The sequence below is a fragment of the Mycobacterium sp. NGS24 genome, from assembly GCF_059813065.1.
The window spans coordinates 36,022-48,857 of sequence record NZ_JCALDW010000013.1 but is presented as its reverse complement, the minus strand read 5'-3'; the positions used below and the strand labels follow the sequence as shown (position 1 = coordinate 48,857).

Below are 12,836 nucleotides of genomic sequence, written 5' to 3'. Positions count from 1 at the left end.
AACTAGCGGGACGCCGCCGGGGCGCCGGGGATGGCCTCCAACAACTGCCGGGTGTAGTCGTGCTGTGGCGCGGTGAAAACCTGTTCAGTGGCGGCGTGTTCGACCACCCGCCCGTCCCGCATCACCAGCACGTCGTCGGAGATCTGGCGGATCACCGCCAGATCGTGGCTGATGAACAGATACGTCAGGCCCAGCTCGGCCTGCAGTTCGGCCAGCAGGTTCAGGATCTGCGCCTGCACCAGCACGTCGAGCGCGGAGACCGCCTCGTCGCACACCAACACATCGGGCCGCAGCGCCAGCGCCCGCGCGATCGCCACCCGTTGCCGTTGCCCGCCGGACAGTTCGCGGGGCAGCCGGTCAAGCACCGAGGACGGCAGCGCCACCTGGTCGAGCAATTCGCGCACCGCCCGCCGACGCTGGGCACGGTCGCCGACCCGGTGGATCCGCAGTGGCTCCTCCACCGCGCGGGCCACCGAGTACATCGGGTCCAGGCTGCTGTAGGGATTCTGGAAGACCGGCTGCACCCGACGGCGAAACGCCAATTCTGCGCGGCGGTCCAGCGTGGTGACATCGGTCCCGTCGAAAACCACGCTGCCCGACGTCGGCCGCAACAGGCCCAGCACCATCCGCGCCAGCGTCGACTTGCCCGACCCCGACTCGCCGACCACGGCCAGGGTGCCGGCCCGGGCCAGCCGGAACGAGACGGCGTCGACGGCGCGAAATTCCGCGCGACGCCACGGCACGCCGGGTGATTCGCGGTAGGTCTTGGTCAACTCCGACACGACGAGGATGTCCGCGGAACCCCCAGCGTGCTCGGTCGCCGTCGCTGCTACCCGTTCCCGAATCTGGGCTGAGCGCTTGTCCCGAGCCCGCAGCGACGGCGCGGCGGCCACCAGCCGACGCGTGTACTCGTGTTGCGGGTAGCGCAGAATCTCCTGCGCTGCACCGGATTCCACCACGACACCACGATGCACCACGATCACGGACTCGGCCCGCTGCGCCGCCAGCGCCAGGTCGTGGGTGATCAGCAGCAGCGCAGTCCCCAGTTCGTCGGTGAGGTGGCCGAGATGGTCGAGGACCTGGCGTTGCACGGTGACGTCCAGCGCCGACGTCGGTTCGTCGGCGATCAGCAGCCGCGGCCGGCCGGCGAGTCCGATCGCGATCAGCGCGCGCTGGCACATCCCGCCGGACAGCTGGTGTGGATACCGGCCGGCCTGCCGGGCCGGGTCGCGCATCCCCGCCTCGGCGAGCAGCTCAACCGCGCGCCGTCGCGCCGCACGCCCATCGGCATTGGCCCGCAACGCTTCTCGAACCTGAAAGCCGACTTTCCAGACCGGGTTGAGGTTGGTCATCGGATCCTGCGGCACATAGCCGATCTCCCGGCCCCGGATGTCACGCATCGCGCGTTCACCGGCCCGGGTGATGTCGCGGCCGTCGAAAACAATGCGGCCGGCGGTGATTCGGCCACCGGGCGCGAGCAGTCCCAGAACGGCCGCCGCCGCGGTGGACTTGCCCGACCCCGATTCCCCCACCACCGCGACGGTCTGCCCGGGCAACACCGAGAAAGACATCCCGCGGACCGCCTGCTGGTCGCCGAAGCGGACCTCCAGACCCGCTACCGACAACAGCGCGCTCATGCCCGCCACGCCCGGGACGCCGGATCCAGACCGTCGCGCAGCGCGTCCCCCATGACCATGAACGCCAGCACCGTGATCGCCAGCGCGCCGGCGGGATAGAACAGGATGGGTGAACCGGCCCGCAGCCGCATCTGCGCCACGTTGATGTCGCCACCCCAGGAGACCACCGACGGCGGTAACCCGACACCGAGGTAGGACAACGTCGCCTCGGTCACGATGAAGGCGCCCAAGGCGATGGTGGCCACCGCGATGACGGGGCCTATCGCGTTCGGCACCGCATGCCGGAGCAGGATACGAAACCTGCCCAGCCCCAATGCTTTCGCCGCCAGCACGTAATCGCTGCCCCGTACCTGGAGAATCGAGCTGCGCGCGATCCTGGCCACCTGCGGCCAGCCGAACAACGCCAGGATGGCGATCACCGTCCACACCGTTCGGTGCCGCAGCACCTGCATGAGCACAATGGCGGCCAACAGCAGCGGCAACCCGAAGAACACGTCGGTCAGGCGGGACACCACCGCGTCGAGCCAGCCACCGTAAAAGCCGGCCAGGGCGCCCAACACCCCGCCGACGACGAACACGGCCATCGTTGCGCCGAGCCCGACCATCACCGACGCCCGGGCGCCATAGATGGTGCGCGCGTAGATGTCATGGCCCTGCAGGTCCGTGCCGAACCAGTGCGCGGCCGACGGGGGCAGCAGGCTCTGACCCGGGTCGGCGTAGGTGGGGTCGGCCCCGGTGAACAACGACGGAAACGCCGCTACGAGCAGGATCAGCACGATCATTGCCGCAGCGATGACGAACTTGGGTCGCCTATACATACCGGATCCTGGGATCCAGCGCGGCGTAGAGCAGATCCACCAGCAGATTGCTCACCAGGTAGATCAGCACCAGCACCGTGACGATCGACACCACTGTAGGCGCCTCCTGCCTGGTGACCGCCTGATACAGCACACCGCCGACGCCGTGGATGTTGAAAATCCCTTCGGTCACTATGGCGCCACCCATCAGCGCGCCCAGGTCGGCACCCAGGAACGTCACCACCGGGATCAGCGAATTGCGCAGGATGTGCACGGTGACCACCCGCGACCGCGACAACCCCTTGGCGGTGGCGGTGCGCACATAGTCGGCGTGGGCATTGGCGGCCACTGCGGAGCGGGTCAGCCGCACCACGTAGGCGAAGGACACCAGACCCAGAACGATGCCGGGCAGCAGCAGCCGGTCGAAGCTGGCCCGTCCCCCGACCGTGACGGGCGCCCACCCCAGCCGGACCCCGAACACGAACTGCGCCAGGAAGCCCAACACGAAAATCGGGATCGCGATGATGACCAGTCCGGCGACCAGCACCGTGGCATCGAAGACACCGCCCTGGCGCAGTCCGGCGATCACGCCGAACCCGATCCCCAGCACCGCCTCCACCACCAGAGCGATCAGCGCCAGCCGTATCGTCACCGGAAAGGCATGTGCCAGAACGGCGCTGACCGGAAGACCGGAGTACGCGCGGCCCAGATCGCCGTGCAGCAGGCCACCCAGGTAGCGCAGGTACTGCACCAGGAAGGGGTCGTCGAGGTGGTATTGGGCGCGTAGTTGCGCGGCGACCGCCGGGCTCAACGGCCGGTCGCCGGCGATGGCGGCCACCGGATCGCCGGGCAGCAGGAACACCATGCCGTAGATCAGCAGGGTGGCGCCCAGGAAAACCGGCACCATCACCGCGATCCGGCGCAGCACATACCAGCCCATGTCAGCCCTTGTGCAGGTTCTCGTAGTCGGGCAGACCGTTCCAGGTGGGCTGCACATTGCTCACCTGAGCCGACCAACCGATCACACTGATGTAGTACCACAGCGGAATGGCAGGCATGTCGCGCAACAGAATTCGCTGTGCGATGTTGACCCGCAGATCGGCCTCGTGCACGTCGGGCGCCGCTTCGGCGGCGGCCAGCGCGGCGTCGAACTCCCGACTGGAGTACCCCACATCGTTGGAACCGGCGCCGGTGGCGTAGAGCGGTGCGAGGAATTCGATCATCGACGGGTAGTCCCCGATCCAGCCGGCTCGGAAGGCCGTATTGATGGTCCGGTTGGTGATTTGGGTGCGGAACCCGGCGAACGTGGGCTGTGGCGCCCCGGCCGCGTCAATACCGAGCACGTTCTTGATGCTGTTGGCCACCGCGTCCACCCACTCCTGATGACCGCTGTCGGCGTTGTAGGCGATCGCGTACCGTCCCGTCCACGGCGAGATGGCATTGGCCTGTGCCCAGAGTTGCTGCGCGCGAGCAGGATTGAAGTCCAACGCATCGCTTCCCGGAATGTTCGGATCGAACCCCGGCAGCGAGCTGGCAGTGAAATCCCTTGCCGGCTGCCGTGTTCCGCTGAATATCTGTTGGCAGATCTGCGGGCGGTTGATGGCCGCCGACAGGGCCAGTCGGCGCAACCGGCCCTCCTCGCCGCCGAAGTGGGGCAACCGCAGCGGTGTGTCCACCGACTGGCTGACCGCGACCGGCGCCTTGACGGCATTGCCACCCAGGTCGCGCTGATAGATAGGCAACGCGCTGGACGGAATCGTATCCAGCACATCCAGATTGCCCGACAGCAGGTCGGCGTACGCGGTGTCCAGGTTGGCGTAGAACTCGAACCGCAGACCTTTGTTGTGCGGCTTGCGGTTGCCGTGGTAGTCGGGGTTGGGCACCAGGTCGATCTTGACGTTGTGTTCCCATGCCGGCCCGTGGGCACTGTCGGCGAGTCGGTAAGGCCCGTTGCCGACCGGGCTGCGGCCGAATGCCGCCATGTCGCGAAATGCCATGGGCGGCAACGGGTAGAAGGCGCTGTGCCCCAGGCTCATGATGAAGTCGATGGTCGGTGCCTGCAGCCGGACGGTGAACTCGAGATCGTTGACGACGCGCAGCCCGGACATGCTGGTAGGCCGGCCGTCCCCGGGTGGGCCGGCCACTTCGTCGTAGCCGGCGATCGGGCTGAAGAAGTTCTGCTGCAGTTGGGCGTTGGCGCTCAACGCCCCGTAGTTCCACGCGTCGACGAACGAATGAGCGGTGACCGGCGAGCCGTCGGTGAACTTCCATCCCGGTTTGAGCACAATGCGGTAGTTGATGTTGTCGGTGCTCTCGATCGACTCGGCCACCTCCGGGGATGGCCGGCCCGCCGCGTCGTACGACATCAGGCCCGCGAACAACCGGTCGATGATGCGGCCGCCGTTGGAGTCGTTGGTGCCGGTCGGGATCAGCGGGTTGGGTGGCTCGGCACCATTGACCACCACCACCTCGGGTGTCAGCATGCCGCCGCCACAGCCCGCCAAGTGAGCAGACACCAGCAGGGCGGCCAGCGCGGCCCGCATCCGACGCATGACAGCGACCCTAATAGGCTCGCTACGTGACAGACGCCACCGCCGAAGGCCCGTCTACTTACCCACCGCCCGAGCACTTCGTCGACCAGGCCAACGCCCGCGCGGAGCTCTACGAGAAGGCCGCCGAAGACCGCCTGGCGTTCTGGGCCGAACAGGCCGACCGGCTGGCCTGGGAGACGCCGTTCACCGAGGTGCTGGACTGGTCGGACGCGCCGTTCGCCAAATGGTTCGTCGGAGGCAAGCTCAACGTCGCCTACAACTGTGTGGATCGCCATGTCGAAGCCGGCCACGGCGACCGGGTCGCGTTCCACTGGGAAGGCGAGCCCGACGACCACCGGCGCACCTTCACCTACGCGGACCTGCAGACAGAAGTGTGCAAGGCGGCCAACGCGCTGACCGACCTCGGCCTGGTGGCCGGGGACAGAGTGGCCATCTACCTACCGCTGATCCCCGAGGCGGTGATCGCGATGCTGGCCTGCGCCCGGCTGGGCGTCATGCACACCGTGGTGTTCGGCGGCTTCACCGCGCACGCGCTGCAGGCCCGGATCGCCGACGCCGACGCCAAGCTGTTGATCACCGCCGACGGCCAGTTCCGCCGCGGCAAGCCCGCACCGCTGAAAGAGGCCGCCGACGAGGCAGTCTCGGTCGACGGCAGCCCGGTCGAGCACGTGCTGGTGGTGCGGCGCACCGGGGTCGACGTGTCCTGGGACGACGACCGCGATCTGTGGTGGCACGATGTCGTCGACGCGGCCGCCCCGGAGCACGTGGCCGAGGCCTTCGATGCCGAGCAGCCGTTGTTCCTGCTCTACACCTCGGGCACCACCGGCAAGCCCAAAGGGATCGTGCACACCAGCGGCGGTTACCTGACCCAGTGCGCCTACACCATGCACGCGATCTTCGACGTCAAGCCGGACAGCGACGTGTTCTGGTGCACCGCCGACATCGGCTGGGTCACCGGACACACCTACGGCGTCTACGGGCCGCTGTCCAGCGGCATCACCGAGGTGCTCTACGAGGGCACCCCGAACACCCCGAGCCAGCACCGGCATTTCGAGATCATCGAAAGATACGGCGTCACAATCTATTACACGGCTCCTACGCTGATCCGCACGTTCATGAAGTGGGGGCGGGAGATTCCGGACGCGCATGACCTGTCCAGCGTGCGACTGCTGGGCACGGTCGGCGAGATCATCAATCCCGAAGCCTGGCGCTGGTACCGCGACGTGATCGGCGGCGGGCGGGTGCCGGTGGTCGACACCTGGTGGCAGACCGAGACCGGTGCGGCGATGATCTCCCCGCTGCCCGGCGTGGCCGCCGCGAAACCCGGTTCGGCGATGGCGGCGCTGCCGGGCATCTCGGCGAAGATCGTCGACGACCACGGCGAACCGCTACCTCCCGACAAGGAGGGGGAAGAGCACGTCACCGGTTACCTCGTTCTGGACCAGCCGTGGCCGGGGATGTTGCGCGGTATTTGGGGCGACCCGGAGCGGTACCAGAAGACCTACTGGTCCAAGTACGCCGAGCACGGCTACTACTTCGCCGGCGACGGCGCCCGGTTCGACCCCGACGGCGACATCTGGGTCCTGGGCCGCATCGACGACGTGATGAACATATCCGGGCACCGGATCTCCACCGCCGAGGTGGAGTCCGCGCTCGTCGGACATTCCGGGGTGGCCGAGGCCGCGGTGGTGGGGGTCACCGACGACACCACCGGCCAGGCCATCTGCGCGTTCGTCGTGCTGCGGGAAGACTACGAAGCCAGTGACCGTACCGTCGAGGATCTACGCGGCGAGGTCGCCCACGAGATCTCCCCGATCGCCAAGCCGCGCGAGGTCCACATCGTGCCCGAGCTGCCCAAGACCCGCAGCGGCAAGATCATGCGGCGACTGTTGCGCGACATCGCCGAGAACCGGGAACTGGGCGACACCTCGACGTTGCTGGACCCCGATGTATTCGACGCGATCCGCGAGGCGAAGTAGCTCAGTCGGCGATCGGCACGAATCCTGAACCGGGCCGGTTCTTGGCGTTGATGTCGGCCAGGTCGGCATTGATCGACATCACCACCGCGGGCGTGTGGAGCGGGATGTACTTGGTGACACAGGTGGGCAGATTGTCGCTGAAAGCGCCGTGAATCATCCCGACCAGCATGTTGTCCACCGTCACCGGCGCACCGGAATCCCCCGGTCCACCGCAGACCTGCATCAGGATGGTGCCTGGGTCCTGCCCGGGTCCCCAGGTCACCCCGCACGAGTTGCCGGTGGTGCGGCCCTGCTTGCAGGCGACCTGACCGGCCGTTGGTTCGGGGCCGATGCCGTTGACGGCAAAGCCGTTGAAGTTCGCCACCGGCGTCACCTTGGCCGGATCGAACCTGATCACCGCGTAGTCCAGACCGTCGTTGCCGGCGACCATGGTGCCCACCTGGCCCCGGTTCTCGGCCCCCTCGGCGGCGACCGGCGCGCCGGGACCCCCGCAGTGCGCGGAGCTGAACCCGATGAGGTCGCCGAACTTGTCGTGCCCGATGGCGGTCAGCGTGCACAGGGTGCCGGTGTTGACGACGATGCCCGCACCGGCGCCGAGCGGGACTTTGTCGTCGGCGGCCGCGGTGCTGACGGGCAGGATCAGAAGGCCCAGGAACGCGGCCATCACCGCCGCGACCCGGAGGGGCTTTCGGCCGCTGGGCGCCTTCTGCAAAGTGATACTCCCGTCAGGATGGTCGAAAAGAGGAAGAAGATGGATGAGAGGTTCGGAGAACAGTCCGCCCAGTGTATTGGCCGGGTTCGCCGCGGGTTCGGCTGGCCTCGTCGGGCATCGGGCCACATGGCAACATGAACCGCGACGACTGACGCGCCACCGGAGCTGCAGGGGCGTTGCAACGGAGAGGATCGTCTGTGAGCAAACCTGACAAGAACGGTGTGCCCAACACTCTGACCACGATTCCGCTGGCCGACCCGCATGCCAGGGTCGGCGACCCGTCGGTGGGCGACCTCATCAAGGACGTCACGACGCAGATGTCGACGCTGGTGCGCGCCGAGGTGGAATTGGCCCGCGCCGAAATCACCCGGGATGTCAAGAAAGGGCTGACCGGCAGCGTCTTCTTCATCTCCGCGCTGGTCATCTTGTTCTACTCCACCTTCTTCTTGTTCTTCTTCCTCGCCGAACTCCTCGACACCTGGCTGTGGCGCTGGGCGGCGTTCCTGATCGTCTTCGCGATCATGGTGGTGGTCACCGCCGTGCTCGCGCTGTTCGGTTTCCTCAAGGTTCGCCGAATCCGCGGCCCGCAGCAGACCATCGAATCGGTGAAAGAGGCGCGCACCGCGTTCACTCCGGGGCACGACAAGAACCTTGCCGCGGCACCGCAGTCCAAGGCGATCACGGCCGACGCCAAGACGCCCGCCGATCCCTCGGGTTGGTAGATGGCGGCTCCCGATCCGTCGATGGTCCGGATCGACGGGCCGTGGCGGCATCTGGACGTGCATGCCAACGGCATCCGGTTCCACGTCGTGGAGGCTGACGCCGGCATACCGGCCACCGGGCGGCCGCTGGTGATCCTGCTGCACGGCTTCGGCTCGTTCTGGTGGTCCTGGCGGCACCAACTACGGGACTTGACCGGCGCGCGGGTGGTCGCGGTCGACCTGCGCGGATACGGCGGTAGCGACAAGCCGCCCCGCGGCTACGACGGCTGGACGTTGGCCGGCGATACGGCGGGTCTCATCCGGGCGCTCGGCCACTCTTCGGCGACGCTGATCGGCCACGCCGACGGCGGATTGGCATGCTGGGCCACCGCGCTGCTGCACTCGCGGCTGGTGCGCGCCATCGGTCTGATCAGCTCGCCCCACCCGGCCGCCCTGCGCCGCTCCACGCTGGCCCGGCGCGACCAGGGTCGCGCGCTGCTGCCCACCCTGCTGCGGTATCAGGCGCCGTGGTGGCCCGAGCGGTCGCTCACCAAACACAACGGTGCCGAGATCGAGCGCCTGGTCCGCAGCCGCAGCAGCTCTCCATGGGTTGCCTCCGCAGATTTTTCCCAGACCATCGGTTATCTGCGCACCGCCATCCGGATCCCGGGGGCCGCGCACTGCGCGCTGGAATATCAGCGCTGGGCGGTACGCAGCCAGTTGCGCAGCGAGGGACACCGCTTCATCAAATCGATGGTCGCCCCGCTCGCTGTCCCGCTACTGCACATCCGCGGCGACGCCGACCCCTATGTGCTGGCCGCCCCGGTGGAACGCACCCAGCGCTACGCGCCGCACGGCCGCTACATCTCGGTCACCGGCGCCGGGCATTTCAGCCACGAAGAGGCGCCGCGGGAAGTCACCCGACACCTCATGCGGTTCCTCGATCAGGTGCACCGGGTCAGTTGACGCAGGCTCCGGTGGCCACCGGCTGGCTCGCGCCGATCCTGCCCAGCTGACTGCGCACCTCGTCGGCCGTCAACACGAATCCGGTGTCGGCGTCGTCGACCGCTGCGCCGAACACCACGCCGAGCACGTTGCCGTCGAGGTCGACCAGCGGCCCACCCGAATCGCCCTGTTCCACATTGGCCCGGATGGTGTAGACATCCCGGGTGACCGGCTGTGGGCTGCGGTAGATGTCCGGTCCGCTGAGCTTGATCCGCTCGCGGATCCGGGCCGGGGAGGCGGTGAAGTTGCCGCCACCCGGATAACCCAGTACCACCACGTCGGTGCCGGTCTTGGCGGGGGAGTACTCGAAGACCAGCGGCGTGGCCTGCAGACCCGGCACCGCGAGGATGGCGATGTCCACCGCCGAGTCGTAGGACACCACGGTGGCATCGAGGGTCTTGCCGTTGGCCTGGATCGAGACGCTGTTGGACCCCGCGACCACGTGCGCGTTCGTCATCACCCGTTCCGGGGAGATCACGAATCCGGTGCCTTCGAGCACTTTCTGGCAGCTCTGCGCGATGCTGCGGATCTTGACGACGCTGGGCGCGACGGCGGCCACCACCGGGTTGTTGGCCAGCGCCGGATCCGGGGAGGCGACCGGGATGACCGGGGTGCGGCTGAAGGGTTCCAGCACCGCGGGCAGCCCGGAGGTGTTCAGCAGGCCCGAGAGCCGTTGCCGCAGCGGCTGTTTCAGCCACGACGGGGCCACGTCATTGACCGTGGCGAGCACCTGCGAACCCTTCACCGCGGCGGCGAGTTCGGGCTGGTCCTTGGACTGCGTCAGCGGGGTGGCCAGCAACCAGGCCGCGGTCAACACCACCTGGAGCTGGATAGCTACGCCGATCACCGAGTCGATGGTGCGGATCGGCTTGTTGCGGATCGCCCCGCGCACCGCGCGTCCCAGCACCACGCCGGCGACCTCACCGACTACCACCAGCGCCAGGATCAGGAACAGCGCGGCGAACAACTTCGCCCGCGGCGCGGCGATATGGCTGACGATGTGCGGCGCCAGCAGCACCCCGGCGACCGCGCCCAGCAAGACACCCGCGAACGACAGCACCGACCCCAGCGCGCCGGACCGCCACCCGGAGATCGCTGCGATCAGAGCCACCGCCAGGATCGCGATGTCCAGCCACTGCGACGGGCTCATCGAGTTCACCGCAACCCACCCCTGTTCGTCGGGGTTTGCGCCGCAGGGTCGCCCACCAGCACCATCGCCTCGTCCAGCTCGCGGATGTCGTTGGTGTCCCAGGGCTGTGCCCAACCGGCGACGTCGAGAATGGCAGCAATCACCTGGCCAGTGAATCCCCACACCAGCATCTGGTTCAACAGAAACGCCGGACCGGCCCAGCGCCTGCCCAAGGTGCCGCGGTACACCATCAGCCTGTTCTCCGGATTGATGAAGGCCCGCACCGGCACCCGCGCCACGATCGCCGTCTCGGCGTCGTTGACGACGGTGACCGGACCGGGATCCGGTGAATAGGCCAGCACCGGCACGACATGAAAATTCGACGGCGCGATGAACGTCCGCTCCATCGTCGCCAGCGCGTGCAGCCGGCCGACGTCGATCCCGGTCTCCTCGCGTGCCTCGCGCAGCGCGGTGGCGACGGGTCCGTCGTCGCCGGGGTCGGACGCACCGCCGGGAAACGCGGCCTGCCCGGCGTGGTGACGCAGTGTGGCGGCGCGCACCGTCAGCAGCAGGTCGGCGTCATCGGGCACGCGACCGTCCGCCGGGCCGTCCTGCGGCCCGGAGAACAGCACCAGCACCGCGGCGTCCCGGCCGGTACGGCGCAACGACGATACCGATCTGGCCGCGGTCACCATGGCCAGCACGTCGGCCGGCAGGCGGCGCCGGTAGGCGTCGGGAATCTGGTCGACGTTGTCGACCAGCGGTCGTAACCAGGGCGGGCCGATATCGGGAGTCAGAGGAGTCGCAGCACTCACCGGCGTCTCCCTCCTGTCTCGACAGCCCGGCTCGCTCACCCCGCCCCGTCTCCGATCACGGCCGCGATCTCCTCAGCGCTGCCGAACGCCCGCGGCAGGGTTTGGGCAACGCTACCGTCCGGCCGCAGCACCACCGTCGCAGGCATCACGTTAACAACCCGCAGCGCAGCCGCCACTTTGCGGCGACCGTCCTGCAGGGTCGGCAACCGCACGCCGAGTTCGGTCAACCGCAGCAGCGCGGCTGTCTCGTTCTCGTCCTGATGCACCGTCACCACGGTGACGTCGGAACCGACCCGGCGCTGATATTCGGCCATCGCGGGCAGTTCGGCAGTGCACGGCGCACACCAGTACGCCCACAGGTTGAGCACCACCCGCCGGCCGGTCAACGCTCTGCCCAGGTCCACGGCCGCACCGTCGGCCGCGCACTCCACCACGACGCCCCGCAAGGCGCCCTCGCCCTCCCCCGGTCCCGGCCCCGGGCAGGCCGGCAGTCCGGCGCGCCGGCGTGGGCCGGCCAGCGCTGCGGGGGTGTCGGCGTCGCGGTGTTCACGCTGCACCGGCGCCTGCGTGTGCGCCGGCGGCACCGGCTCCCCGCGCAGTTCGGCCACGAAAGCGACCACCAGCGCGACCACCAACACCAGGACCGCGATCGTCCAGCGAGCCGTGCCGGAAAGTGCTTTCATCCGGGCGCGTTACAACCCGGCCAGGGCCAGCAGGTGGTCGGTTTCGGGTCCTTGGACCAGCGGCGCGGCCAGCAGTGGCTCGGTCGGGCCAAGCCCGTAGGAGGGACAGTCCTTGGCCAGCACGCAGACTCCACAGGCCGGTTTGCGGGCGTGGCACACCCGGCGGCCGTGGAAAATCACCCGGTGACTGAGCAATGTCCATTCCTTGCGCTCGATCAGCTCACCAACGGCGCGCTCGACCTTGACCGGGTCCTCTTCCTCGGTCCATCGCCACCGGCGCACCAACCGCCCGAAATGGGTGTCGACGGTGATGCCGGGAATGCCGAAGGCGTTGCCCAGGATGACGTTGGCCGTCTTGCGGCCCACCCCGGGCAACGTCACCAGTTCGTCCATCGTCCGCGGCACCTCGCCGTCGAACCGCTCGACCAGGGCCTGCCCCAGCCCGATCAGCGACGACGCCTTGTTGCGGAAGAAGCCGGTGGGATGGATCAACGTCTCCAATTCGGCGCGGTCGGCCTGCGCGTAATCCAGCGCCGTGCGGTACTTGGCGAACACCGCCGGGGTGGTCAGATTCACCCGCTTGTCGGTGCTCTGCGCCGACAAGACGGTAGCCACCGCCAGTTCCAGCGGCGACGTGAAATCCAGTTCGCAGTAGACGTGCGGAAACGCTTGCGCCAGAGTGCGATTCATCCGCCGCGCCCGTCGCACCAGACCCGTCCGGGTCTCATTGGACCAGCGCTTGGACGCCTTCGCCGCTGTCACCTACGACAGAGTACTTATTTCGTGATCTGACTGAGACCCCGCCTTGATCGAAGTCCGTGTTTAC

The 12,836-nt window shown here is 68.1% G+C and carries 12 protein-coding genes; 3 read left to right on the top strand and 9 right to left on the bottom strand.

Going from position 1 to position 12,836, the window contains the following annotated elements:
* Window positions 1-2: 2 nt before the first annotated feature.
* From AC5Y6Y_RS17330 to AC5Y6Y_RS17315, 4 genes are read right to left on the bottom strand one after another with little or no spacing between them, the layout of a single operon-like run.
* Window positions 3-1,637: a dipeptide ABC transporter ATP-binding protein gene (locus AC5Y6Y_RS17330; protein ID WP_473139890.1), complete on the bottom strand. Its 1,635-nt coding sequence runs from the start codon at window positions 1,635-1,637 to the stop codon at window positions 3-5.
* Window positions 1,634-2,455 carry an ABC transporter permease gene (locus AC5Y6Y_RS17325; RefSeq protein WP_463828763.1) on the bottom strand — a complete coding sequence of 274 codons (822 nt, stop codon included), beginning with the start codon at window positions 2,453-2,455 and terminating at the stop codon, window positions 1,634-1,636. The genes AC5Y6Y_RS17330 and AC5Y6Y_RS17325 overlap by 4 nt, the downstream gene beginning before the upstream one ends.
* Complete coding sequence (locus AC5Y6Y_RS17320; protein ID WP_463828762.1) at window positions 2,448-3,374, bottom strand: ABC transporter permease; 927 nt, start codon at window positions 3,372-3,374, stop codon at window positions 2,448-2,450. Before AC5Y6Y_RS17320 ends, AC5Y6Y_RS17325 begins: the two co-directional genes overlap by 8 nt.
* 1 nt (window position 3,375) lies before the next feature.
* Window positions 3,376-4,986, bottom strand: a complete 1,611-nt coding sequence (locus tag AC5Y6Y_RS17315) for a peptide ABC transporter substrate-binding protein (protein WP_473139891.1) — start codon at window positions 4,984-4,986, stop codon at window positions 3,376-3,378.
* A gap of 26 nt (window positions 4,987-5,012) precedes the next feature.
* Here AC5Y6Y_RS17315 and acs point away from each other — a divergent pair, with 26 nt between their 5' ends.
* On the top strand, window positions 5,013-6,965 hold the full coding sequence (acs, locus tag AC5Y6Y_RS17310; protein WP_473139892.1) for an acetate--CoA ligase: 1,953 nt from the start codon (window positions 5,013-5,015) through the stop codon (window positions 6,963-6,965).
* 1 nt (window position 6,966) lies between these two features.
* On the opposite strand, the gene AC5Y6Y_RS17305 is transcribed toward acs, so the two are convergent.
* Window positions 6,967-7,629 carry a S1 family peptidase gene (locus AC5Y6Y_RS17305; protein WP_463828772.1) on the bottom strand — a complete coding sequence of 221 codons (663 nt, stop codon included), beginning with the start codon at window positions 7,627-7,629 and terminating at the stop codon, window positions 6,967-6,969.
* Window positions 7,630-7,874: 245 nt separating this feature from the next.
* On the opposite strand from AC5Y6Y_RS17305, the gene AC5Y6Y_RS17300 reads away from it, so the two are divergent.
* Together AC5Y6Y_RS17300 and AC5Y6Y_RS17295 are read left to right on the top strand one after the other, a co-directional pair.
* On the top strand, window positions 7,875-8,399 hold the full coding sequence (locus AC5Y6Y_RS17300) for a phage holin family protein (RefSeq protein WP_463828759.1): 525 nt from the start codon (window positions 7,875-7,877) through the stop codon (window positions 8,397-8,399).
* Window positions 8,400-9,344, top strand: coding sequence for an alpha/beta fold hydrolase (locus AC5Y6Y_RS17295; RefSeq protein ID WP_463828758.1), 945 nt, complete (start codon window positions 8,400-8,402; stop codon window positions 9,342-9,344). It abuts the gene before it with no gap.
* On the opposite strand, the gene marP is transcribed toward AC5Y6Y_RS17295, so the two are convergent.
* Genes marP through nth form a run of 4 tightly spaced genes read right to left on the bottom strand, consistent with a single transcriptional unit; the run spans window position 9,337 to window position 12,700 of the window.
* Entirely contained in the window at window positions 9,337-10,533 is a 1,197-nt protein-coding gene (gene marP, locus AC5Y6Y_RS17290) for an acid resistance serine protease MarP (RefSeq protein ID WP_463828757.1), read from the bottom strand. The genes AC5Y6Y_RS17295 and marP overlap by 8 nt on opposite strands.
* 5 nt (window positions 10,534-10,538) lie before the next feature.
* On the bottom strand, window positions 10,539-11,366 hold the full coding sequence (locus AC5Y6Y_RS17285; protein ID WP_463828756.1) for an NUDIX hydrolase: 828 nt from the start codon (window positions 11,364-11,366) through the stop codon (window positions 10,539-10,541).
* Entirely contained in the window at window positions 11,363-12,010 is a 648-nt protein-coding gene (locus AC5Y6Y_RS17280) for a TlpA family protein disulfide reductase (protein WP_473139893.1), read from the bottom strand. Before AC5Y6Y_RS17280 ends, AC5Y6Y_RS17285 begins: the two co-directional genes overlap by 4 nt.
* Window positions 12,011-12,019: 9 nt before the next feature.
* Window positions 12,020-12,700, bottom strand: a complete 681-nt coding sequence (gene nth, locus AC5Y6Y_RS17275) for an endonuclease III (RefSeq protein WP_463828771.1) — start codon at window positions 12,698-12,700, stop codon at window positions 12,020-12,022.
* Window positions 12,701-12,836: the final 136 nt, after the last annotated feature.